Annotated in this window: 24 protein-coding genes; 13 read left to right on the plus strand and 11 right to left on the minus strand. The window is 67.0% G+C overall.

Features of this window, described 5'->3' with window-relative positions:
- Positions 1–89: 89 nt before the first annotated feature.
- The gene (locus tag ACZ2G3_RS06105; RefSeq protein WP_419267782.1) at positions 90–650 is read left to right on the plus strand and encodes a lytic transglycosylase domain-containing protein; all 561 of its coding nucleotides are present in this window, start codon (positions 90–92) and stop codon (positions 648–650) included.
- Between the two features lie 39 nt (positions 651–689).
- Here the strand turns inward: ACZ2G3_RS06105 and ACZ2G3_RS06110 are convergent, their stop codons facing one another.
- The 11 genes from ACZ2G3_RS06110 to mdh form a co-directional block, all read right to left on the minus strand.
- Positions 690–1,172 carry a transglycosylase SLT domain-containing protein gene (locus ACZ2G3_RS06110; protein WP_470399065.1) on the minus strand — a complete coding sequence of 161 codons (483 nt, stop codon included), beginning with the start codon at positions 1,170–1,172 and terminating at the stop codon, positions 690–692.
- Positions 1,173–1,227: 55 nt separating this feature from the next.
- Positions 1,228–2,616, minus strand: coding sequence for a dihydrolipoyl dehydrogenase (lpdA, locus tag ACZ2G3_RS06115; protein ID WP_470398375.1), 1,389 nt, complete (start codon positions 2,614–2,616; stop codon positions 1,228–1,230).
- A gap of 78 nt (positions 2,617–2,694) precedes the next feature.
- On the minus strand, positions 2,695–3,084 hold the full coding sequence (locus ACZ2G3_RS06120) for an MAPEG family protein (protein WP_419267396.1): 390 nt from the start codon (positions 3,082–3,084) through the stop codon (positions 2,695–2,697).
- Positions 3,085–3,086: 2 nt separating this feature from the next.
- Positions 3,087–3,377: a hypothetical protein gene (locus tag ACZ2G3_RS06125; RefSeq protein WP_470398377.1), complete on the minus strand. Its 291-nt coding sequence runs from the start codon at positions 3,375–3,377 to the stop codon at positions 3,087–3,089.
- Between the two features lie 85 nt (positions 3,378–3,462).
- Positions 3,463–4,986 (minus strand): 2-oxoglutarate dehydrogenase complex dihydrolipoyllysine-residue succinyltransferase, encoded by a 1,524-nt coding sequence (odhB, locus tag ACZ2G3_RS06130; protein WP_470398379.1) that lies wholly within the window; start codon positions 4,984–4,986, stop codon positions 3,463–3,465.
- Positions 4,987–4,990: 4 nt separating this feature from the next.
- Positions 4,991–7,957, minus strand: coding sequence for a 2-oxoglutarate dehydrogenase E1 component (locus ACZ2G3_RS06135; protein WP_470398381.1), 2,967 nt, complete (start codon positions 7,955–7,957; stop codon positions 4,991–4,993).
- A gap of 35 nt (positions 7,958–7,992) precedes the next feature.
- Positions 7,993–8,403 carry a hypothetical protein gene (locus tag ACZ2G3_RS06140; protein WP_470398383.1) on the minus strand — a complete coding sequence of 137 codons (411 nt, stop codon included), beginning with the start codon at positions 8,401–8,403 and terminating at the stop codon, positions 7,993–7,995.
- Between the two features lie 48 nt (positions 8,404–8,451).
- Positions 8,452–9,336 carry a succinate--CoA ligase subunit alpha gene (gene sucD, locus ACZ2G3_RS06145; RefSeq protein WP_470398384.1) on the minus strand — a complete coding sequence of 295 codons (885 nt, stop codon included), beginning with the start codon at positions 9,334–9,336 and terminating at the stop codon, positions 8,452–8,454.
- A gap of 78 nt (positions 9,337–9,414) precedes the next feature.
- Positions 9,415–10,608: an ADP-forming succinate--CoA ligase subunit beta gene (gene sucC, locus ACZ2G3_RS06150; RefSeq protein ID WP_470399067.1), complete on the minus strand. Its 1,194-nt coding sequence runs from the start codon at positions 10,606–10,608 to the stop codon at positions 9,415–9,417.
- Between the two features lie 187 nt (positions 10,609–10,795).
- On the minus strand, positions 10,796–11,971 hold the full coding sequence (locus ACZ2G3_RS06155; protein WP_470398386.1) for a hypothetical protein: 1,176 nt from the start codon (positions 11,969–11,971) through the stop codon (positions 10,796–10,798).
- Positions 11,972–12,040: 69 nt separating this feature from the next.
- Positions 12,041–13,003: a malate dehydrogenase gene (gene mdh, locus ACZ2G3_RS06160; protein ID WP_419267404.1), complete on the minus strand. Its 963-nt coding sequence runs from the start codon at positions 13,001–13,003 to the stop codon at positions 12,041–12,043.
- Between the two features lie 163 nt (positions 13,004–13,166).
- Here mdh and ACZ2G3_RS06165 point away from each other — a divergent pair, with 163 nt between their 5' ends.
- From ACZ2G3_RS06165 to ACZ2G3_RS06220, 12 genes are all read left to right on the plus strand, one after another.
- Positions 13,167–13,907, plus strand: coding sequence for a sulfite exporter TauE/SafE family protein (locus ACZ2G3_RS06165; protein WP_470399069.1), 741 nt, complete (start codon positions 13,167–13,169; stop codon positions 13,905–13,907).
- 81 nt (positions 13,908–13,988) lie between these two features.
- Positions 13,989–14,831, plus strand: a complete 843-nt coding sequence (locus ACZ2G3_RS06170; RefSeq protein WP_470398388.1) for an HpcH/HpaI aldolase/citrate lyase family protein — start codon at positions 13,989–13,991, stop codon at positions 14,829–14,831.
- A 42-nt stretch (positions 14,832–14,873) separates the two neighbouring features.
- The gene (locus ACZ2G3_RS06175) at positions 14,874–15,425 is read left to right on the plus strand and encodes an NnrU family protein (RefSeq protein WP_470398390.1); all 552 of its coding nucleotides are present in this window, start codon (positions 14,874–14,876) and stop codon (positions 15,423–15,425) included.
- A complete protein-coding gene (locus ACZ2G3_RS06180) occupies positions 15,425–15,631 on the plus strand; it encodes a DUF1737 domain-containing protein (protein WP_419267407.1) in 207 nt (68 codons plus the stop codon). Before ACZ2G3_RS06175 ends, ACZ2G3_RS06180 begins: the two co-directional genes overlap by 1 nt.
- A gap of 7 nt (positions 15,632–15,638) precedes the next feature.
- Entirely contained in the window at positions 15,639–16,673 is a 1,035-nt protein-coding gene (locus ACZ2G3_RS06185) for a MaoC family dehydratase (protein WP_470398392.1), read from the plus strand.
- Between the two features lie 291 nt (positions 16,674–16,964).
- Positions 16,965–17,354 carry a succinate dehydrogenase, cytochrome b556 subunit gene (gene sdhC / locus ACZ2G3_RS06190; protein WP_419267409.1) on the plus strand — a complete coding sequence of 130 codons (390 nt, stop codon included), beginning with the start codon at positions 16,965–16,967 and terminating at the stop codon, positions 17,352–17,354.
- A 13-nt stretch (positions 17,355–17,367) separates the two neighbouring features.
- Positions 17,368–17,754, plus strand: coding sequence for a succinate dehydrogenase, hydrophobic membrane anchor protein (locus ACZ2G3_RS06195; protein WP_470398395.1), 387 nt, complete (start codon positions 17,368–17,370; stop codon positions 17,752–17,754).
- Between the two features lie 7 nt (positions 17,755–17,761).
- On the plus strand, positions 17,762–19,564 hold the full coding sequence (gene sdhA, locus ACZ2G3_RS06200) for a succinate dehydrogenase flavoprotein subunit (RefSeq protein ID WP_470398397.1): 1,803 nt from the start codon (positions 17,762–17,764) through the stop codon (positions 19,562–19,564).
- Positions 19,564–19,932, plus strand: coding sequence for a hypothetical protein (locus ACZ2G3_RS06205; protein ID WP_470398399.1), 369 nt, complete (start codon positions 19,564–19,566; stop codon positions 19,930–19,932). The genes sdhA and ACZ2G3_RS06205 overlap by 1 nt, the downstream gene beginning before the upstream one ends.
- Before the next feature lie 4 nt (positions 19,933–19,936).
- Positions 19,937–20,260 carry a hypothetical protein gene (locus tag ACZ2G3_RS06210; RefSeq protein ID WP_470398401.1) on the plus strand — a complete coding sequence of 108 codons (324 nt, stop codon included), beginning with the start codon at positions 19,937–19,939 and terminating at the stop codon, positions 20,258–20,260.
- Positions 20,260–21,105, plus strand: coding sequence for a hypothetical protein (locus ACZ2G3_RS06215; RefSeq protein ID WP_470398402.1), 846 nt, complete (start codon positions 20,260–20,262; stop codon positions 21,103–21,105). The genes ACZ2G3_RS06210 and ACZ2G3_RS06215 overlap by 1 nt, the downstream gene beginning before the upstream one ends.
- Positions 21,106–21,118: 13 nt before the next feature.
- Positions 21,119–21,898, plus strand: coding sequence for a succinate dehydrogenase iron-sulfur subunit (locus tag ACZ2G3_RS06220; protein WP_419267415.1), 780 nt, complete (start codon positions 21,119–21,121; stop codon positions 21,896–21,898).
- The last annotated feature ends 101 nt before the right edge of the window (positions 21,899–21,999 follow it).

Raw genomic sequence — 21,999 nt, forward strand, 5'->3', positions numbered from 1 at the left:
CAAAGCTGACAAGAACGAGGGCGGACAAGATGCGGATCAGCCATTCTGTGAAAGCGGCAACCTGCGCGGCACTGATCGGGCTACTGGCGATGCCGGTCCAGGCCGAGGGGCTGCGCCTGACGGGAAGTTCATCGAAATCACGGGCCGAGCAGTTCGCGCGCCAGACGCGGCTGATGGATTCGCGCCTGTCGACGCAGTACCAGCGGTCGGCGCGTCTTCAGCCGGAGGGGCGCGAAACCGCCATCGCGCTGGATCCCACGCCCAACATCCCGCGCTATACCGGCCGGCGCAGCGAATACCTGCCCCATGCCCGCCAGGCCGCGCAGCGCCACGGCATCCCCGAGGACCTGTTCCTGCGCCTGGTCCAGCAGGAATCCGGCTGGAACCCGAACGCGCGGTCGCACAAGGGGGCGATGGGCCTGGCGCAGCTGATGCCGGGCACGGCCGCCAAGATGGGCGTGAACCCGGCCGACCCGGTCCAGAACCTGAACGGCGGCGCGCGCTATCTGCGGATGATGTACAACCAGTTCGGCAACTGGACGCTGGCGCTGGCTGCCTATAACGCGGGTCCGGGCGCGGTGCAGAAATACGGCGGCATCCCGCCCTATCGCGAGACGCGCAACTATGTGCGCATCATCGCGGGCAGCTGATCCGGATGACAAAGGGGCCCAAGGGCCCCTTTTTCGGCATCAGCCGCGCAGGCCCGTCTTCTTCAGCAGGCCCCTGCGCTTGGCCTCATCGTAATAGCCGCGCTTGTACCACATCACCGTCCTGTCGGGATGCCCTTCGGCCACCAGCCAGGCCCCGCGCAGGTATTTCACGCCATAGCGCAGGTTCGTGTCCGCATCCAGAAGCCCCGCGTCGGGACCGCGATAGCCCATGGTCCGGGCGGTCTGCGGCGCCAGCTGCATCAGGCCGTAATAGGACCCGTTGCGCGCGCCGGGGCGGTGCTGGGATTCGCGCAGCACGATCCGCTGCACCATCGCAGACGGCACCTGATAGTGGCGCGACCAGTAGTTGATGCGCTGGCGCAGATAGGGCGTTTCGTTGGGATAGAGACCCGAACCTGTCAGCCGGTCGCCGCGCCCACCGGTGCCGTCGCCACCGCCGCAGGCCGCCAGGGCAAGCGCTGACAGGATCAGCCCCCGCCGCCCGATCTGTGCTGTGCCCATGTCAAAAGGGGCGCGCCGCAGCGGCGCGCCCCCCAAAATTCCCGTCAGAAACCGGTCAGGCATGAATGGCCCCGTCGCCACAGGCCAGTGCGGCCTCGCGCACGGCCTCGGACACGGTCGGATGGGCGTGGCAGGTCAGCGCCAGATCCTCGGCCGAGGCGCCGAACTCCATCGCCACGCAGACCTCGTGGATCAGGTCGCCCGCCGATGGGCCGATGATGTGGCAGCCCAGGATGCGGTCGGTGTCCGCATCCGCGATCAGCTTCACGAAGCCTTCGCCCAGGAACTGGGCCTTGGCGCGGGCATTGCCCATGAAGGGGAACTTGCCGATCCTGATCTTGTGGCCGGCCTCCCTGGCCGCCTCCTCGGTCAGGCCCACAGTGGCCACTTCGGGAGTGGTGTAGATCACGCCGGGAATGACGCCATAGTTCACATGGCCATGCTTGCCGGCGATCACCTCGGCCACCGCCATGCCCTCGTCCTCGGCCTTGTGGGCCAGCATCGGGCCGGGAACGGCGTCGCCGATCGCATAGACGCCTTGGACGCTGGTGGCCCAGTGGTCGTCGACCTGCACAAATCCGCGATCCGTCAGCGTGACGCCCAAGGCCTCCAGCCCCAGACCCTCGACATGGGGACGGCGACCGGTGGCAACCAGCACGACCTCGGCCTCGATCGCCTGCTCGCTGTCGTCCTTCTTCAGCGCATAGGTGACCTTGGCGCCGCCCTCCTGCAGTTCGGCCGACTTCACCGCGGCGCCCAGCACGAATTTCAGGCCCTGCTTGGCCAGGATCTTCTGGAACTGCTTCTGCACCTCGCCGTCGATGCCCGGGGTGATGACGTCCAGGTACTCGACCACGGTCACCTCGGCGCCAAGGCGCGCATAGACCGAGCCCAGCTCCAGCCCGATCACGCCCGCGCCGATCACGACCATCGACTTGGGGATCCTGGGCAGGGCCAGCGCGCCGGTGGAATCGACGATCACGCCGCCGTCGTTGTCGACCTCGACCCCGCGCAGCCCCTGCGGGACCGAGCCGGTGGCGATGACGATGTTCTTCGTTTCGTGGACGGTATCGCCGACCTTGACGCGGCCGGGCGCCTCGATCGTGGCCCAGCCCTTGATCCAGTCGATCTTGTTCTTCTTGAACAGGAACTCGATGCCCTTGGTGTTGCCCGTCACCGTCTCGGACTTGTAGCCCTGCATCTTCTCCCAATCGACCTCGACATGGGCGCCCATCAGGCCCATCTTCTCAAAGTTCTCATGCGCCTCGTGCAGCATGTGGGTGCCGTGCAGCAGCGCCTTGGACGGGATGCAGCCCACGTTCAGGCAGGTGCCGCCAAGCGTTTCGCGCGCCTCGACGCAGCCGACCTTCAGACCCAGCTGGGCGGCACGGATGGCGCAGACATAGCCGCCGGGGCCGGCGCCGATCACGATCAGATCATACATGTTTCGTCCCTTCTTTCGATCGGGCAGCCGCAGATCGCTGTGCCGGGCCCCCGCAGGATATGTTTGCCGAATAACGGCTCAGACCAGGCTTGCCAGGATCATCGCCATGGTCGCCGCAAAGCCGACTCCCCAGATGACCGAGCGCCAGGGCGTCCAGCCCAGCAGATAGGCCGGCACATAGAGGATACGCGCCAGAAGATAGGCCCAGGCACAGGCGCCGGTGAATCCGCTGGCCTCGCCCCCGGCCGTCACGACCAGCACCGCCAGGCTGAACAGGATCAGCCCTTCGAAATGGTTGTTCAGCGCCCGCTGCGCCCGGCCGGCGCGGCCGGTCAGGGCAGGGGCATGGTCGCGCGGCCCCATTGCCACGCGCGGCCCGACCTGCAGGTTCGCCAGCACCGAAAACAGCACGAACTGGCCTCCCTGCAGCAGGCCCGCCAAGGCGAGGGCCGTCAATTCGGTGGTCATGATCAGGCCGTTTCCACGAAATGGTGCTGGCTGGCCGAAACGCCCGCCTGGCTTTCAAAGACCTTGGCCGCGCCCTCCAGATAGGCCCGCGCCGCCTTGGCGTCGCTGACCTGGAACAGTGCCCAGGCATGCCCCTCGCCCTCGCGCCACAATTGCAAAAGCGACAGCCCGTTGCGGCCGCGATCCTCGGCATCCGCGTCAAAGGCCGCGCGGAAGGTGCCCTGGTCCTGGATGGTATAGCGGGTGATCAGCTGCATGGGACGCTCCGATTTGATCGCGGTCAGCTTGCCCAAGGGGCGGGGGCCTTGCAAGCCCCGCAAGGGCAGCGGAAGTGGCCAAGGCGCCGGGTCCCATTAGCAGGGGCCCGGCGCCAGGGGATCACAGATCCATCAGCAGGCGGCGCGGGTCTTCCAGCGCCTCCTTGACCCGGACCAGGAAGGTCACGGCGCCCTTGCCGTCGACGATCCGGTGGTCATAGGACAGCGCCAGGTACATCATCGGACGGATGACGATCTGGCCGCCCACCACGACCGGACGGTCCTGGATCTTGTGCATGCCCAGGATGCCAGACTGCGGGGGGTTCAGGATCGGCGACGACATCAGCGAGCCATAGACCCCGCCGTTCGAGATGGTGAAGGTGCCGCCCTGCATCTCAGCCATGGACAGCTTGCCGTCGCGGCCCTTCAGGCCCAGCTCGCCGATCTCCTTTTCGATCGCGGCGAAACCCTTCTGGTCGGCGTCGCGCACCACCGGCACGACCAGGCCCGAGGGCGTGCCGACCGCGACACCCATGTTGACGTAGTTCTTGTAGACCACATCGGTGCCGTCGATCTCGGCATTGACCTCGGGGACTTCCTTCAGCGCGTGGCAGCAGGCCTTCACGAAGAAGGACATGAAGCCCAGCTTGACCTTGTGCTTCTTCTCGAAGGCGTCCTTGTATTCGTTGCGCAAGCCCATGATCGCGGACATGTCGACCTCGTTATAGGTCGTCAGCATCGCGGCGGTGTTCTGCGCGTCCTTCAGGCGGCGGGCGATGGTCTGGCGCAGGCGCGTCATCTTGACCCGCTCCTCGCGCGCGGCATCCTCGGCCGGGCGGGGTGCGGCGGGGGCCTTCGCGGCGGGCGCAGGGGCCTGGGCCTGGCCGGCCTTCGCCACGTCTTCCTTCATCACGCGGCCGTCACGGCCCGAGCCTTGGACCTGGTCGCGGCTGACGCCCTTCTCGGCCATGGCCTTCTTGGCCGAGGGAGCATCCTCGACATCGCGGCGCAGGGTCGGTTCCTCGGGACCGGCATTCTCCAGCACGGTTTCCTGGGCCTTCTGGGCCCCCGGCTTGGTGCCCGAGGCGCCTTCGGTGATGATCGCCAAACGGGCCTTGGCGTCCACGGTCGCGCCTTCCTCGGCCAGGATCTCGGCCAGGACGCCCGCGGCGGGGGCCGGAACCTCGACCGAAACCTTGTCGGTCTCCAGCTCGCACAGCATCTCGTCCGCCTCGACCTGATCGCCCGGCTTCTTGAACCAGGTGGCCACGGTCGCCTCGGTCACGCTTTCGCCCAGGGAGGGGACCATCACGTCCACGGAATTGCCGCTCATCTTCGTCTGTTCCTCGGTCTTTTCGGCCGTTGCTTCGGCCTTGGCAGGTTTGGAGGCAGGGGCGGCAGCCGCGCCGCCCTCGCTGATCTGGGCCAGCAGCGCATCTGGGCCGACCGTCTCGCCTTCGGCGGCGACGATCTCGGCCAGCACGCCCGCCGAGGGGCTGGGGACCTCGACGGTGACCTTGTCGGTCTCCAGCTCGCACAGCATCTCGTCGACCTCGACCCGGTCGCCGGGCTTCTTGAACCAGGTGGCGATGGTGGCCTCGGTGACGGATTCGCCTAGGGCGGGCACGCGGACTTCGGTGGTCATCGGATCATCCTTCAAGGTTCAGGGCTTCGGCGACCAGCGCCTCTTGTTCGGCCTTGTGCCGCGAGGCCAAGCCCGTGGCGACCGAGGCGGCGGCATTGCGGCCGACATAGCGCGCCCGCGTGTGCCGCGAGCCCAGACGTTCCAGCACCCATTCCAGATAGGGATCGACAAAGGTCCAACCGCCCTGGTTCTTGGGCTCTTCCTGGCACCAGACGATCTCGGCTTGCTTGAAGCGGCCCAGTTCCTTGACCATCGCCTGCGCGGGGAAGGGATAGAACTGTTCCAGGCGCAGCAGATAGACGTCGGTGATCCCGGCCTCGTCGCGCGCCTTCAGCAGGTCGTAATAGACCTTGCCCGAGCAGATGACGACACGCTTGATCTGATCATCCGCCGCCAGCTGGGTGGGCGAATTGCCGCGCTGCGCATCGTCCCACAACACGCGGTGGAAGGTCGATCCGGTCTGGAACTCCTCGGCCTTGCTGACGGCCATCGGGTGGCGCAGCAGCGATTTCGGCGTCATTAGCACCAAGGGCTTGCGGAAGCCCCGGTGGATCTGCCGGCGCAGGATGTGGAAATAGTTCGCGGGCGTGGTGCAGTTCGCGACGATCCAGTTGTCCTCGGCGCAGCCCTGCAGGAAGCGCTCCAGCCGGGCCGAGCTGTGCTCGGGACCCTGGCCTTCGAAGCCGTGCGGCAGCAGCATCACCAGCCCCGACATGCGCAACCATTTCTTCTCGCCCGAGGAGATGAACTGGTCGAACATGATCTGGGCGCCGTTGGCAAAGTCGCCGAACTGAGCCTCCCACATCACCAGGCTGTTCGGCTCGGCCAACGAATAGCCGTATTCAAAACCCAGCACCGCGTATTCCGACAGCATGCTGTCGATGACCTCGTATCGCGCCTGGTCCTTGGTGATGTTGTTCAGCGGATAGTAACGCTCTTCGGTCTTCTGGTCGATGAAGGACGAATGACGCTGGCTGAAGGTGCCCCGCGTGCTGTCCTGACCGGCCAGGCGGACGCCGTGACCCTCGACCACCAGCGAACCAAAGGCCAAGGCCTCGCCCGTGGCCCAGTCAAAGCCCGCGCCGGTTTCGAACATCTGCTTCTTGGCCTCCAGCAGGCGACCGACCGTCTTGTGCAGGTTCAGGCCTTCGGGGGCGGTGCTCAGCGCGCGGCCGACCTGGGTCATCACCTCCGGAGAGATACCCGTCTCGCCGGCGACATATTCGCTGCCCTCGCGCTTCATGCCCGACCACTTGCCGTCCAGCCAGTCGGCCTTGTTGGGCTTGTAGTTCTTGCCGATCTCGAACTCTTCGTTCAGGTGCGCCTGGAACGAGGCCTTCATGTCCTCGATCTCGCCCTCGGGGATCAGCCCGTCGGCAACCAGACGCTCGGTATAGAGCTGCAGCGTGGTCTTCTGCTGCTTGATCTTGGTGTACATCGCCGGGTTCGTGAACATCGGCTCGTCGCCTTCGTTGTGACCGAAGCGGCGATAGCAGATGATGTCCAGGACGACGTCCTTCTTGAACTTCTGCCGGAACTCGATGGCCACGCGCGCGGCATGGACCACCGCCTCGGGGTCGTCGCCGTTCACGTGGAAGATCGGCGCCTCGACCATCAGCGCGATGTCGGTCGGATAGGGCGAGGTGCGGCTGAAATGCGGCGCGGTCGTAAAGCCGATCTGGTTGTTCACGACGATATGGATCGTGCCGCCGGTGCGGTGGCCGCGGATGCCCGACAGCTGCAGGCATTCGGCCACGACGCCCTGGCCGGCAAAGGCCGCGTCGCCATGCAGCAGGATCGGCAGGACCGAGGTGCGCGCCTTGCGGTCACCCGCCTGGTCGCTTTTGGCCCGCGCCTTGCCCAGGACGACCGGGTTCACGGCCTCCAGGTGGCTGGGGTTCGCGGTCAGTGACAGGTGGACAGTGTTGCCGTCGAATTCACGGTCCGAGCTGGCGCCCAGGTGGTATTTCACGTCGCCCGATCCGTCCACGTCCTCGGGCTTGAAGCTGCCGCCCTGGAATTCGTGGAAGATCGCGCGATAGGGCTTGGAGAGCACGTTGGCCAGCACCGACAGACGGCCCCGGTGGGGCATGCCGAACACGATCTCCTTCACGCCAAGCGCGCCGCCGCGCTTGATGATCTGTTCCATCGCGGGGATCAGCGCCTCGCCGCCGTCTAGGCCAAAGCGCTTGGTGCCCATGTACTTGACATGCAGGAACTTTTCAAAGCCCTCGGCCTCGACCAGCTTGTTCAGGATGGCGCGGCGGCCTTCGCGGGTGAACGCGATCTCCTTGCCATAGCCCTCGATCCGCTCCTTGAGCCAAGCGGCTTCCTCGGGGTTCGAGATATGCATGTACTGCAGCGCGAATGTGCCGCAATAGGTGCGGGTCATCAGGTCGCAGATCTGGCGGATCGAGGCAACCTCCAGGCCCAGCACATTGTCGATGAAGATCGGGCGGTCCATGTCGCCGGGGCCGAAGCCATAGGTCTCTGGCTTCAGCTCGCCATGGTCGGGCACGTCGCGCAGGTCAAGCGGGTCCAGGTTCGCGTGCAGGTGGCCCCGGATCCGGAAGGCGCGGATCAGCATCAGCGCCCGGATGCTGTCCAGCACGGCCTGGCGCATCTGCGCCGCCGACAGGCTGACGCCCTTCTCCTCGGCCTTGGCGGCGATCTTCTTCATCGCGCCGCCCGCATCGGCCTTGGCCGCGGCCGGCCATTCGCCGGTCAGGGCAGCGGTCATGTCGTCGGCGGGGACCGGCGGCCAGTCGGCGCGCTTCCAGCTGGCGCCCTGCGCCTCGCGGACGGCGGTGCCGTCATCATCGCCCAGGCCGCGGAAGAACGCGTCCCAGGCCTGGTCGACCGCCGAGGGGTCCTTGGCCCACTGGCCGTAAAGCTGCTCGACATAGGCCGCGTTATGGCCCTGGAGGAACGAGGAATCGTGAAAATCGGTGTTTTTTGGCTGGTCGGTCATGGCTGGTCCCCGTTCAGGGCAAGGATGGGATTGGGTCAGGCGCAGTAGATGTCAAAGATGCGGGCGCCGGGATCGGCGGTGGGATCGAGGCGGGGCTGCTGGACAATGCGCAGCGGCGCGCGACGTTCCAGCCCGCAGAGGGCGACGGCGGCGCGGCTTTCGGCATTGGGCGGTGCCGCGGCCGGCTGATAGATGACCCGCCAGCCGAACTCGCGGCGCGCCACGGTCCGGACCGATTCCGGCGGCAGGCCGCTGGCCAGGTGCAGGTTGGTGCGGGCGGGGATGCCACCGCGCAGGACGTCGCCGGTCATGCGTTCGCCGCAGCCGGCCAGGGACAGAAGCGCCAGCAGCGACAGGGGCGCCATGGGGCCAAAGCTGCAATGCCTCGGTCCGTTCGGCGCTTCAGTCGGGTGCGAACCCTGCAACTCCACGATCTTTCCCTTCACGACCACCCGCCCCCCAAACTTAGGTCCGGGGGGCGGACTGTCAAATCATCAGCCCTTGATCGCCTTCAGGACGGCCTCGCCCAGGCCCGCCGGACTGTCGGCGACGACGATGCCGGCCTCCTTCATGGCCTCGATCTTAGACTCGGCATCGCCCTTGCCGCCCGACACGATGGCGCCGGCATGGCCCATGCGGCGGCCCGGAGGCGCGGTGCGGCCCGCGATGAAGCCGGCCGTGGGCTTCCACTTGCCCTTGGCCTTCTGCTCGGCCAGGAACTCGGCGGCCTCTTCCTCGGCGGAACCGCCGATCTCGCCGATCATGATGATCGATTCCGTTTCCGGATCGTCCAGGAACATCTGCAGCACGTCGATATGCTCCATGCCCTTGATCGGATCGCCGCCGATGCCCACCGCGCTGGACTGGCCCAGGCCCACGTCCGAGGTCTGCTTCACGGCTTCATAGGTCAGGGTGCCCGAACGCGACACGACGCCCACCGACCCGCGACGGAAGATGCTGCCCGGCATGATGCCGATCTTGCATTCGTCGGGGGTCATGATGCCGGGGCAGTTCGGGCCGATCAGGCGCGACTGCGACCCGGCCAGCGCGCGCTTGACGCGCATCATGTCCAGGACCGGGATGCCCTCGGTGATGCAGACGATCAGCGGCACCTGTGCGTCGATGGCCTCCAGGATCGAATCCGCCGCGAACGGGGGCGGGACATAGATCGCGGATGCGGTGGCGCCGGTCTTGGCCACGGCCTCGTGGACCGAGTTGAACACGGGCATGCCCAGATGCTCGGACCCTCCCTTGCCGGGGGTCACGCCGCCGACCATCTGCGTGCCATAGGCGATCGCCTGTTCGGTGTGGAAGGTGCCCTGGGACCCGGTGATCCCCTGGCAGATGACTTTGGTATTCTTGTCAACGAGAACGGCCATCATGGCCTCCTTGCGTAAGCGGCGCCGATGCGCCGCGGTGTTCCAGAGGAGGGCGCGCCGGTCGCGCGCCCGGATGGATCAGCCCTTGACCGCTTTCACGATCTTCTGCGCGCCGTCCTTGAGGTCGTCGGCGGCGATCACGTTCAGGCCCGAATTGGCGATGATCTCCTTGCCCAGGTCCACGTTCGTGCCTTCCAGGCGCACGACCAGCGGGACCTGCAGGCCGACTTCCTTCACGGCGGCGATGATGCCCTCCGCAATGATGTCGCAGCGCATGATGCCGCCGAAGATGTTGACCAGGATGCCTTTGACGTTCGGATCGCTGGTGATGATCTTGAACGCCTCGGTGACCTTTTCCTTGGTGGCGCCGCCGCCGACATCCAGGAAGTTCGCGGGCTCGGCGCCGAACAGCTTGATGATGTCCATCGTGGCCATGGCCAGGCCGGCGCCATTCACCATGCAGCCGATCTCGCCGTCCAGCGCGATGTAGTTCAGGTCGAACTTGGAGGCGGCCAGCTCCTTGCTGTCTTCCTCGGTCTCGTCGCGCAGCGCCATGATGTCGGGCTGACGATAGAGCGCGTTGTTGTCAAAGCCCATCTTGGCGTCCAGGCACTTGATCTGGCCCTCGGGGGTCACGATCAGCGGGTTGATCTCCAGCATCTCCATGTCTTTTTCGATGAACATGCGATAGAGGTTCTTGACCAGCGCGACGCACTGCTTGACCTGGTTGCCTTCCAGCCCCAGGGCGAAGGCCACGCGGCGGCCGTGGAAGTCCGACAGGCCCGAGGCCGGATCGACGGAGAAGCTGACGATCTTCTCGGGCGTGTGGGCCGCGACTTCCTCGATGTCCATGCCGCCCTCGGTCGAGGCGACAAAGCTGACGCGCGAGGTCTGGCGATCCACCAGCAGCGCCAGGTACAGCTCGCGCGCGATGTCGCTGCCGTCTTCGATATAGATGCGGTTGACCTGCTTGCCGGCGGGTCCGGTCTGGTGCGTGACCAGCGTGCGGCCCAGCATCTGGCGGGTCAGTTCCTCGGCTTCCTCGACCGACTTGGCCAGGCGGACGCCGCCCTTCTCTCCGGCTTCGGCTTCCTTGAAGTGGCCCTTGCCGCGCCCGCCCGCGTGGATCTGGGCCTTCACGACCCAGAGCGGGCCGTCCATCTCGCTGGCGCAGGTCTTGGCCTCATCGGCCTTCATCACAATGCGGCCATCGCTGACGGGCGCGCCGTATTGACGCAGCAGCGCCTTGGCCTGGTATTCGTGGATGTTCATCTCGACCCCCTCGTTCGGTTCGACAGATTTGGGGTCTTTTGGCACGTCGCGGCGGGTCCCTGAAACGATTTCCCGTTAAAAACGTCAAAACCGGCAGGAAGCCGCCGAATGTGATCACGGCCGGAAAGGCTGTGATCACAAACATCTCGGGGCCTGTGGGAAAGATTTGATTCGGGTGCCGAAAGCTTCAGTTCAGCAGCACCATGTAAAGTCCGGCTTGCCCGCCAAAGACCGACAGGAACCGGTTCCAGTTGTCCGCGCCGACGGTCAGGCCCGGTCGGGCATAGGGCAGGGCCGCCGTGCCCTGCACCCAATCGACCGGATCAACTGGCTGCGGATCCTCCACCCACCGCGCCAGATCGACGCCATGTCCCGGCGCGAAGCGCCAGAAGGGCACCAGCATCCGCCCCGCCAGCGCCTCGTCGACCTCATGAAGGATCGCCAGCCACAGATCGCCCGTGCCCGGCGGCAGCCGGAAGCCCAGGGCGGCCGTCTGGCGGTCGTTCGGGATCCATTCCCGCTCGTCGTCCGTCTCGGTGGCGACTTCGGCCCAGAAGGCGCGGTTGGCGGCGATCATGGCGCGCAGCTGATCACGCGCCTCGCGCGTCAGGGCCGGATCGGGCTGGTGCCGCAGGGTCTGCAGCGCGACCGCCACGCGATCCACGATCGGGCCGAAGGCCAGCGCCTGCTGGTCCAGGTTCGGCGCGCGCGCCATCTGTCCCGGCAGCTCGGCGAACTGCTGCGCCAGCAGCTCGGCCAGCGCCAGGCGCCGCTCCAGCGCGGGCTGGGGATCGAAGGCAAGGATCAGGCTGCCGACGCCCTCGATCAGATGGGTATAGGCGCGCAGCCAATGACTGTCGGCTGCATCGAAGCGGACGACCGCGGGCCCATCGGGCAGGGGCAGACCCGACAGTGCGGCCAGCCCTTCCCCAACGCCCCGCTGCCCGTCACCATCCACATCCAGCCACAGGTCCCGCAGGTCCAGGACCAGCGCGCCCTGGCCATCGGGCAGGACCTCGCGCGTGCTGCGCATGGCCCCGATGGCATCTTTAACCATCAGGTTGACGAAATCGGCGGTCATGGGCTGCGGCTCGGGATTGCCGGGCAGGGTGGTGCCCAGCAGCGGCAGGGGCAGCAGCGCCTCGGTCGCGCCGATCCGCCAGCGGGCCTGCATGGCAGCCTCGATCCCGCCCAGAAAGCGCAGCGCCGCCAGAGCCACGTCGCGGTCGGCCGAGGCCGTCTGGCCCTCGACCTGCAGCGTCGTCGCAGCGATCCCCTGACGGGCGATCAGCCCCGAGGTGGCGGTGTCGTCGGCCCAGGCCGGGGCGGCGATCAGCGACAGCAGGACAAGCAAGCGACGCATCGGCGCACCTCGCGAAACGAAAACGGCGCGCCGATCATGGCGCGCCGTCGGTCCGATCTCAAGCGGGGATCAGGCCAGGCTGCTGTCGATGCCCTTGCAGGCCTCGACCAGGCCCTTCACCGCGTCGATCGACTTGTCGAACATGACCTGCTCGTCGCGGTCCAGGGTGATGTCGATGACCTTCTCGACCCCGCCGGCACCGATCACGGTCGGCACGCCCACATACATGCCCTTGAGGCCATAGGCGCCGTCCACATGCGCCGCGCAGGGCAGGACGCGCTTCTGGTCCTTCAGATAGGCCTCGGCCATCTCGATGGCGCTGGTGGCGGGGGCATAGAAGGCGCTGCCGGTCTTCAGCAGGCCGACGATCTCGGCGCCGCCGTCGCGGGTGCGCTGGACGATCGCGTCCAGCCGGTCCTGCGTGGTCCAGCCCATCTTGACCAGATCGGGCAGGGGGATGCCGGCCACGGTCGAATAGCGGGTCAGCGGCACCATCGTGTCGCCATGGCCGCCCAGCACGAAGGCGGTCACATCCTTCATGGAGACGTCGAATTCCAGCGACAGGAAGTGGCGGAAGCGGGCCGAATCCAGCACGCCGGCCATGCCGCAGACCTTGTTATGGGGCAGGCCGCTGAACTCGCGCAGCGCCCAGACCATCGCGTCCAGCGGGTTGGTGATGCAGATCACGAAGGCGTCGGGGGCATGCGCGGCAATGCCTTCGCCCACCGATTTCATGACCTTGAGGTTGATGCCCAACAGATCGTCGCGGCTCATGCCCGGCTTGCGCGGCACGCCGGCGGTGACGATGCAGACGTCGGCGCCCGCGATGTCGGCATAATCGTTGGTGCCCTTCATGCGGGCGTCAAAACCCTCGGACGGGCCCGATTCCGCGATGTCCAGCGCCTTCCCCTGCGGCGTGCCTTCCGAGATGTCGAACAGGACGACGTCGCCCAGTTCCTTCATCGCGGCCAGATGCGCCAGCGTGCCGCCGATCTGCCCCGCACCGATGAGTGCGATTTTGGGTCGGGCCATGGGTAACCTCCGAATGTCAGGTGGATTGTTGCGCGGTGGTTAAGGGGTCAGGCAACGAATCGCAAGCCTGTCGCGCCGAACCGCGGCGTCATGGGGCCGGCACTTGCCTTTCCGCGACGCCCGCGTCAACTTGCACGATGTGCAGGAGATGTCGATGCTGGAACTGAACGGGGCGGGCTGGGCGCTGGCGGTCGTGGCGGCCTTTGCGGTGGGCCTGTCCAAGGGCGGGCTGGCCATGGTCGGCATCATTTCGGTCCCGCTGATGTCGCTGGTGATGTCGCCGGTGCAGGCCGCGGGCCTGCTGCTGCCGGTCTATGTCGTGTCGGACCTGGGCGGGCTGATCGCCTTTCGCCGCGACTTCGACAGCCGGGTCCTGGCCTGCGCGCTGCCGGGGGCGCTGATCGGCATCGGCGTCGGATGGGCCACGGCCAGCATCGTCCCGGTCTGGGGCGTGACGCTGATCGTGGGCATCATTGGCCTCGGTTTCGCGCTGAACATGCTGCTGCGGCCGCGCATCGATGCTGCGCCGCGGCGCCCGACCGCGCAGGCCGGCAGCCTCTGGGGTGGAATGGCGGGCTATACCAGCTTTGTCAGCCATTCCGGCGCGCCCCTGTGGCAGGTCTATGCCCAGCCCCTGGCGCTGTCGCCGCTGATCTACGCGGGCACCACGACCTGGTTCTTTGCGATCGGAAACTGGGTCAAGCTGATCCCCTATGCCGCCCTGGGCCAGCTGTCGCGGGCAAACCTGCTGACGGCGGCGGCGCTGATGCCGGTGGCCTTGGCGGCGGTCTGGGTGGGGCTGCGGCTGGTGCGGATCATGCCGCCGCTGCTGTTCTATCGGCTGATCACCTGGGGTCTGCTTCTGGTGTCGCTGCGCCTGATCTGGCAGTCGCTTCAGGGCTGATGCCGCAGTGCGGCAAAATCAGGCTTGCCATTTCTGATGCGACGGTCCAGCTTTGCGCAAGATTGTTGCCCGGAGGTTTTCATGGCCCGCCCCTATCGCTCGGTTCTCTATATTCCCGCCGCCAATTCCCGTGCGATGGAAAAGGCGCGCGGCCTTGCCGCCGACGCCATCATCTTCGACCTGGAAGACGCCGTGGCCCCCGACCAGAAGGAGGCGGCGCGCGAGGCTCTGGCCGAGGCGCTGGCCCAGGATTACGGCCAACGCGCCCGCATCCTGCGCATCAATGCGCTGTCGACCCCCTGGGGAGAGGCCGATGCCCACGCCTGCGCGACCCTGCCCGCCGATGCCGTGCTGATCCCCAAGGTGGACAGCCCCGCCGACCTGGACCGTGTGGCCGCGCTGGTGCCCGAGACGCCGCTCTGGGCGATGATGGAGACGCCGCTTGGCCTGCTGAACGCCGCCGCCATCGCCGCCCATCCGCGCTTGCAGGGGATGGTGATGGGCACGAACGACCTGGCCAAGGAGCTGGGCAGCCGTTTTCGCCCGGACCGCCTGCCGATGATGGCGGGGCTGGGCCTGTGCCTGCTGGCGGCCAAGGCGCATGGGGTGGTGATCGTGGACGGCGTCTTCAACGCCTTCAAGGACGAGGACGGCCTGCGCGCCGAATGCGAACAGGGCCGCGACATGGGCTTTGACGGCAAGACGCTGATCCATCCGGCGCAGCTGGAGATCGCCAACGCCGCCTTTGCCCCGACCGAGGCCGAGATCGACCTGGCCCGCCGCCAGATCGAGGCCTTCGAGGAGGCCACCGCGCAGGGCAGGGGCGTTGCCGTGGTCGACGGCAGGATCGTCGAGAACCTGCACGTGGATACGGCGCGCAGGACGCTGGACCGGGCGGATGCGATTGCGGCGATGGCGCAATAAGGGCAGTCTGCGCGCATCTTCGTCCAGCATAAAGGAAGCCAGATGCTGATCCTGATCCTTGGCGTCGCCCTGTGGTGGGCCGCGCATCTCTACAAGCGGGTGGCGCCCGGCCAGCGCGCCGCCATGGGCGACAAGGGCCGCGGGCTGGTCACGCTTGCGCTGGTGCTGTCGATCATCCTGATGGTCGTGGGTTATGGCCGGGCCGAGGGCACCTTCTACTGGGGGCCGAACCCGGCCTTGGTCGGCATCAACAACCTGCTGGTCCTTGTGGCCTTCTACCTCTTTGCGGCCTCGGGCATGAAGACCGCGGTCACCGCCCGCACGCGCCATCCCCAGCTGTGGGGCTTTTCGCTCTGGGCGATCGCGCATCTGCTGGTGAACGGCGACACGGCGTCCTTCGTGCTGTTCGGCGGCCTGCTGGTCTGGGCCTTTGTCGAGATGGCGGTCATCAACCGCGCCTCGCCCTGGGTCCGCCCGACCGGCCCCTTCCCGGCGCGCAAGGAGGCGATGGCCGCCGTCGGCGCCCTGATCGTGATGCTGGTGGTCGGCGTGATCCACGGCTGGATCGGCCCCTGGCCCTTTGGAGGTGCCTGATGCCCACCATCTATCGTCTGATCAGCGAGGACGACACCTCGCAGTTCTGCCACCGGGTCAGCGAGGCCCTGTCCAAGGGCTGGCAGCTGCATGGCGGCCCCGCGATGTCCTTTGACGCGGCGCGCGGGGTCATGCGCTGCGGCCAGGCGGTCACGAAGGAGATCGAGGCCGACTATCACCCCGACATGAAACTGGGCCAGCAATAGGGACGCAATGACGAAAACCAATCCGGGACGGTTCTTCGAGGATTACGCGGTCGGACAGACCATCCGCCACGCGGTGCCGCGCACGGTCGCCGAAGGGGAACGGGCGCTGTATCACGCGCTCTATCCCGCGCGGCACGCGCTTTATTCTTCGGACGAGTTCGCCATTTCCTGCGGGCTGGACGGCAGTCCGATGGACGACCTGCTGGCCTTTCATACGGTCTTTGGCAAGACCGTCCCGGATGTCAGCCTGAACGCGGTGGCGAACCTGGGCTATGCGCAGGGGCGCTGGCTGCTGCCGGTCTGGCCGGGCGACACGCTGCGCGCGGAAAGCCAAATCATCGGGGTCAAGCAGAACTCGAACGGGCAGTCGGGCGTGGTCTGGGTGCGCACCCGCGGTCTGAACCAGGTGGACGAGGTCGTGCTGGACTATGTCCGCTGGGTGATGGTGCGCAAGCGTGATCCCCAGGCCCCGGCGCCGGAACCCGTGGTGCCCGACCTGCCACCCGTCGTGGCTCCCGTGGACCTGGTCCTTCCCGAGGGCCTGGACTTTTCCAACTACGACTTCGACCTGGCCGGAGAGCCGCACCGCTGGGGCGATTACGAGATCGGCGAGAGGATCGACCATGTGGACGGCGTCACCATCGAGGAGGCCGAGCACATGCTGGCCACCCGGCTGTGGCAGAACACCGCCAAGGTGCATTTCGACGCGACGAACCGCCCCGATGGCCGGCGGCTGATCTATGGCGGCCATGTCATCAGCCTGGCGCGGGCGCTGTCCTTCAACGGGCTGGCCAATGCGCAGATGATCGTGGCGCTGAATGCGGGGGCCCATGCCAATCCCTGTTTCGCGGGCGACACGGTCCGCGCCTGGTCCGAGGTTCTGGACAAGGCGGCCACGCCCGCCCCCGGCGTGGGCGCCATCCGGCTGCGGCTGGTGGCGACCAAAGGGGACAGCGCGGCCCTGGCCCTGAAGGGCGAGGATGGAAAGTATCTGCCCGAGGTGCTGCTGGATCTGGATTACTGGGCGCTGATGCCCTTGTGATCGCAACTGCCCCGCGCGTCCCGAGTCGGCAGGTGAACCTGCCGGTTCAGAGCCAGCCTCTCTCTGCTGCACCGGTGCGGGGCGCCAGCAGGACAAGCGTGATCACAGCCGCGGCGGGTGTGATCACAAAGCCGGATTTCAGCGTCATTTCGGCACATGGGGTGGCATCTGCCGGTGACAGATGCCACAACTATGTCCAAGACAGCGTCAATCGCCAGCCCGCGCGGCCAGCCCCAGCCTCATCCGGGCACCTGCGACGGGACAAGCAGAACCGACAAAGGAGGGCCGCCAATGGCCGACGTGAACCGGGGTAACCGGCCGCTTTCCCCCCATCTTCAGGTCTATCGTCTGCCGATCCCGGCCGTGACCTCGATCCTGACGCGGATCACCGGCCATGCGCTGGTGGCGGGCATCGTGTTGCTGGTCTGGTGGCTGATCTCGGCCGTGACCAGCCCCGGCGCCTTTGCGGCGGCGGATTGGGTGGTGCGGTCCTGGATCGGCTTCATCGTGCTGACCGGATCGGCCTGGGCGCTGTGGTTCCATGCGCTGTCGGGCATCCGGCACCTCTTCTACGACGCGGGCGTCGGCCTGGAGATCGACGAGGCCAAGCGCAATTCCTGGGTGATCATCATCGGCTCGGTCGTGCTGACCCTGATCACCCTGATCATCTTCTTCATCTGAGGCGAGGGACATCATGCGCTATATCACCCCCCGCAAGGCGGCCGCGGGCCTCGGCTCGGCCCGGTCGGGCACCGCCCATCATTGGCAGATCACCGTCAGCTCGGTCGCGCTGGTCATCCTGACGCCGCTGTTCCTGCTGACCGTCGGCGGCGCGATCGGCCTGCCGCAGGCGGGCGTCATCGCCCATTTCGGCCGCCCCTTTCCCGGCATCATCACCGGGCTTTTCGTGATCGTGGGCATGATCCACTTCATAAAGGGCACGCGGATCATGCTGGACGACTATGTGCATGGCACCGCCAATCGGACGGGCGTCATCGCCATGACCATCTTTGGCTGGGCCGTCATCGCCGCTGCGGTCTTCGCGCTGGCGAAGATGGCCTTCACCATCCCCGTGATCTGAGGACGACATGGCTGCATACGATACCCAAACGCATGAATATGACGTCGTCGTGGTCGGAGCGGGTGGCGCGGGTCTGCGCGCGACCCTCGGCATGGCCGAACAGGGGCTGCGCACGGCCTGCGTGACCAAGGTCTTTCCGACCCGCAGCCACACCGTGGCGGCGCAGGGCGGCATCGCCGCCTCCCTGTCGAACATGGGGCCGGACAGCTGGCAGTGGCACATGTACGACACCGTCAAGGGATCGGACTGGCTGGGTGACACCGACGCGATGGAATACCTGGCCCGCGAGGCGCCCAAGGCCGTCTATGAGCTGGAACATTACGGCGTGCCGTTTTCCCGCACCGAGGACGGGCGCATCTATCAGCGCCCCTTCGGCGGGCACACCACCGAATATGGCGAAGGCCCCCCGGTGCAGCGCACCTGCGCCGCGGCCGACCGCACCGGCCATGCCATCCTGCACACGCTTTACGGCCAGTCGCTGAAGAACAACGCCGAATTCTTCATCGAGTATTTCGCGCTGGACCTGATCGTCACCGACGGCCGCTGCACCGGCGTCGTCTGCTGGAAGCTGGATGACGGCACGATCCACGTCTTCAACGCCAAGATGGTGGTGCTGGCCACGGGCGGCTATGGCCGCGCCTATTTCAGCGCCACCAGCGCCCATACCTGCACCGGCGACGGCGGCGGCATGGTGGCGCGGGCGGGCCTGCCCCTGCAGGACATGGAGTTCGTGCAGTTCCACCCGACCGGCATCTATGGCTCGGGCTGCCTGATCACCGAAGGCGCGCGGGGCGAGGGCGGCTACCTGACCAACTCCGAAGGCGAGCGTTTCATGGAACGCTATGCGCCCACCTACAAGGACCTGGCCAGCCGCGACGTCGTCAGCCGCTGCATGACCATGGAGATCCGCGAGGGTCGCGGCGTGGGTCCCGACAAGGACCACATCTTCCTGAACCTGATGCACCTGCCGCCGGAGACCCTTGCGGAACGGCTGCCCGGCATCAGCGAAAGCGCCAAGATCTTTGCCGGCGTCGACCTGACGCGGGCGCCGATCCCGGTGCTGCCGACAGTGCATTACAACATGGGCGGCATCCCCACGAACTACTGGGGCGAGGTCCTGGCGCCGACCGAGAGCGATCCCGACGCGATCTTCCCCGGCCTGATGGCGGTGGGCGAGGCCGGCTGCGCCTCCGTCCACGGGGCGAACCGGCTGGGCTCGAACTCGCTGATCGACCTGGTGGTCTTCGGGCGCGCCGCGGCCATTCGTGCCGGACAAGTGATCGACCGCGTGGGCGCCGTCCCCGCGACCGACAAGGGGGCCGTGGACCGGGCGCTGGACCGCTTTGACGGGCTGCGCCACGCCAAGGGCACGACCCCCACGGCCGAGCTGCGCAACCAGATGCAGCGCACGATGCAGCTGGACGCGGCGGTCTTCCGCACCGACAAGACGCTGGCGGAAGGCGTTGGAAAGATGGAAGACATCGCCGGCAAGATGGATGACATCAAGGTCACCGACCGGGGTCTGATCTGGAACACCGACCTGATGGAGACGCTGGAACTGACCAACCTGATGCCGAACGCCCTGACAACCATCGTCGCGGCCGAGGCACGCAAGGAAAGCCGCGGCGCCCATGCGCACGAGGATTATCCTGAGCGGGATGACGCCAATTGGCGCAAGCATTCGCTTGCTTGGGTCGAGGGGAACCGGGTTAAACTGGCCTATCGCCCCGTTCATCTGGAGCCGCTGACCACGGCCGAGGAAGGCGGGATCGACCTCAACAAGATCGCTCCGAAGAAAAGGGTTTACTGATGCGCTTCAACATTATCGCCGCTTTCGGACTGGCCGCCGCAACTCTTGCAGGTTGCGTCGCGCCAATTCCGGTCGCAGGCCCTGCGGTCCCGACCGCGCCCGTCATGACCCCTGCCCCGACGGTCCTGGATGCGGCCTCGGCCCAGGTGGCCCGTGGCGTCATCAATGCCGAGATGCAAAAGCGCCTGCCCGGCGTGAACGTCGCCCCCTACACCAACTGCGTGGTTACCAATGCCACCACGGCCGAGATGATCGATCTGGCCCAGATGTCGCGCGCGGGTGCCAGCGGCACCGCCGACAGCGTGGCGGCCATCGTCTCGCGTCCGGCGACGACGCAGTGCATCGCCGCCGCGGCGCGCTCGGTCTGACGACATGATCGCGCGGCGGTTTTCCCTGGCTCTGGTGCCGCTTCTGGCGGTGCTGGCGGCCTGTGGCCCGGTCCCGGTGGATCAGGCCGAACGGACCTGCCTGCGCGATGCCGAACTGGCCCAACGTCCGCGTGGAAACGTGGCGTTGGGCATCGGTTCGGGCTCGGGCGGAACGCAGGGTTTCGGCCGGGTCGAGCTGGAGATGACCAGCGACTATGTGATGGGCCGCGACCCGTCCGATGTCTTCAACCGCTGCGTCCAGCGCATGTCGGGCCAGTTGCCGCAGCGTCCCCTGGCCGATCAGCCGGGCTGGCGGGGGGGCGCCTGATGCCGGACGCGGCCCCAAAGGGCCGGCCGCTGATCCTGCATCTGGGCGTGCAGAAGACCGGCACGACCTCGCTGCAGCGGTTCCTCAAGCACTCGGCGGCCGCCCTCTCCGACGTGCTGATCCTGCGCACGCCTGAGGAGGGCACACCGATGCGCCCCCTGGGCCGCGCTGCGGTCGCCTGCAGCCTGTCGCCAGGGGACAAGGATCTGCGCGTGGCGCTGAGGATCGCGTTTGAGGACGTGCTGGACACGCTGCCCGCCGGTCCCCAGACCGTGCTGGTCAGCCACGAGAACATGGCCGGCGCCATGCCCGGCAATGGCGGAGAGACGGCGCTCTATCCGGCGCTGCCGCGGATGCTGAAGGTGCTGGACCGGGTGGCGCAGGCGCGGGGATTCGATCCCCGCTATGTGTTCTACACCCGCGGGATGGAGACCTGGCTTCCCTCGGTCTGGGCGCAGGCGGTCCGGACCGACGGCTATACCCGCACCCTGTCCCAGTTCCGGGCCGAGGTGGCGGACCTGCCGGCTTGGGAGGATCTGCTGGACCGGCTGACGGCCGCCCTGGGCGCCGACCGGGTGACCCGGCTGCGGCTGGAGGACGAGACCGACCCCGACCGCCCCGGGCGCCAGCTTCTGGGCCTGGCGGGGCTGGACCCCGCGCGCATCGACGCGCTGCCGCCGCTGGAGGGCCGCGCGATGGAGCGGCTGAACGGCGGCTCGACCGAATTCCTGCGCCGGCTGAACGGGCTGGCGCTGAACCCGCATGCCCGCGACCGCGTCGCCGACCTGGTGGCGCGCGTGCAACCCCTGTTCACGGCGGAAGCGCCGTCCGAAGGCACTCTCTGAAAGGAGCTACCCAATGGTCCAGTTCACCCTGCCCAAGAACAGCCAGATCCGGGTCGGCAAGACCTGGCCCCGGCCCGAGGGCGCCACGAATGTCCGCAAGTTCAAGATCTATCGGTGGGACCCCGAGACCGGCGAGAACCCGCGCCTGGACACCTATTTCGTCGACCTGGACAAGTGCGGGCCGATGGTGCTGGACGCGCTGATCAAGATCAAGAACGACATCGACCCGACGCTGTCCTTCCGCCGGTCCTGCCGCGAGGGGATCTGCGGATCCTGCGCCATGGTCATCGACGGCGGCAACCGCCTGGCCTGCATCTTCGGCATCAATGAGGTGAAGGGCGACGTGGCGATCTATCCGCTGCCGCATATGCCGGTGGTCAAGGACCTGATCCCCGACCTGACGCATTTCTATGCCCAGCACGCGTCGGTGAACCCCTATCTGCAGACCAAGTCGCCGACGCCCGGCAAGGAATGGAAGCAGTCGATCGAGGACCGCAAGAAGCTGGACGGCCTTTACGAGTGCATCCTCTGCGCCTCCTGCTCGACCTCCTGCCCGTCCTACTGGTGGAACGGCGACCGTTACCTGGGGCCGGCAGCCCTGCTGCATGCCTATCGCTGGATCATCGACAGCCGCGATGAGGCGACGGGCGAGCGTCTGGACGAGCTGGAGGATCCCTTCAAGCTGTACCGCTGCCACACGATCATGAACTGCACCAACACCTGCCCCAAGGGGCTGAACCCGGCCAAGGCGATCGCCTCGATCAAGCACATGATGGTCGAACGCGCGATGTGATCGGCGTTGAGCGGGGGCGGGCGGGGGCCAGCCCCCGCCTGGGGCGACCTTTCGGCCCCTCGGACTCCCCGCAGGTTATTTGGACAACGAAGAAGGGCCGG

This window comes from Paracoccus sp. KKT209, assembly GCF_055635455.1.

Excerpts from the sequence above, each read along its gene's own strand:
- ACZ2G3_RS06195 (WP_470398395.1), top strand. The coding sequence starts at position 17,368 with ATGCGCTATATCACCCCCCGCAAGGCGGCCGCGGGCCTCGGCTCGGCC.
- ACZ2G3_RS06120 (WP_419267396.1), bottom strand. The coding sequence starts at position 3,084 with ATGACCACCGAATTGACGGCCCTCGCCTTGGCGGGCCTGCTGCAGGGA.
- ACZ2G3_RS06180 (WP_419267407.1), top strand. The coding sequence starts at position 15,425 with ATGCCCACCATCTATCGTCTGATCAGCGAGGACGACACCTCGCAGTTC.
- sucD (WP_470398384.1), bottom strand. The coding sequence starts at position 9,336 with ATGGCCGTTCTCGTTGACAAGAATACCAAAGTCATCTGCCAGGGGATC.
- lpdA (WP_470398375.1), bottom strand. The coding sequence starts at position 2,616 with ATGTATGATCTGATCGTGATCGGCGCCGGCCCCGGCGGCTATGTCTGC.
- sdhA (WP_470398397.1), top strand. The coding sequence starts at position 17,762 with ATGGCTGCATACGATACCCAAACGCATGAATATGACGTCGTCGTGGTC.
- ACZ2G3_RS06135 (WP_470398381.1), bottom strand. The coding sequence starts at position 7,957 with ATGACCGACCAGCCAAAAAACACCGATTTTCACGATTCCTCGTTCCTC.
- ACZ2G3_RS06105 (WP_419267782.1), top strand. The coding sequence starts at position 90 with ATGCCGGTCCAGGCCGAGGGGCTGCGCCTGACGGGAAGTTCATCGAAA.
- sdhC (WP_419267409.1), top strand. The coding sequence starts at position 16,965 with ATGGCCGACGTGAACCGGGGTAACCGGCCGCTTTCCCCCCATCTTCAG.
- ACZ2G3_RS06155 (WP_470398386.1), bottom strand. The coding sequence starts at position 11,971 with ATGCGTCGCTTGCTTGTCCTGCTGTCGCTGATCGCCGCCCCGGCCTGG.
- ACZ2G3_RS06170 (WP_470398388.1), top strand. The coding sequence starts at position 13,989 with ATGGCCCGCCCCTATCGCTCGGTTCTCTATATTCCCGCCGCCAATTCC.
- ACZ2G3_RS06220 (WP_419267415.1), top strand. The coding sequence starts at position 21,119 with ATGGTCCAGTTCACCCTGCCCAAGAACAGCCAGATCCGGGTCGGCAAG.
- ACZ2G3_RS06210 (WP_470398401.1), top strand. The coding sequence starts at position 19,937 with ATGATCGCGCGGCGGTTTTCCCTGGCTCTGGTGCCGCTTCTGGCGGTG.
- sucC (WP_470399067.1), bottom strand. The coding sequence starts at position 10,608 with ATGAACATCCACGAATACCAGGCCAAGGCGCTGCTGCGTCAATACGGC.
- ACZ2G3_RS06185 (WP_470398392.1), top strand. The coding sequence starts at position 15,639 with ATGACGAAAACCAATCCGGGACGGTTCTTCGAGGATTACGCGGTCGGA.
- ACZ2G3_RS06110 (WP_470399065.1), bottom strand. The coding sequence starts at position 1,172 with ATGGGCACAGCACAGATCGGGCGGCGGGGGCTGATCCTGTCAGCGCTT.
- ACZ2G3_RS06205 (WP_470398399.1), top strand. The coding sequence starts at position 19,564 with ATGCGCTTCAACATTATCGCCGCTTTCGGACTGGCCGCCGCAACTCTT.
- odhB (WP_470398379.1), bottom strand. The coding sequence starts at position 4,986 with ATGACCACCGAAGTCCGCGTGCCCGCCCTAGGCGAATCCGTCACCGAG.
- mdh (WP_419267404.1), bottom strand. The coding sequence starts at position 13,003 with ATGGCCCGACCCAAAATCGCACTCATCGGTGCGGGGCAGATCGGCGGC.
- ACZ2G3_RS06215 (WP_470398402.1), top strand. The coding sequence starts at position 20,260 with ATGCCGGACGCGGCCCCAAAGGGCCGGCCGCTGATCCTGCATCTGGGC.
- ACZ2G3_RS06175 (WP_470398390.1), top strand. The coding sequence starts at position 14,874 with ATGCTGATCCTGATCCTTGGCGTCGCCCTGTGGTGGGCCGCGCATCTC.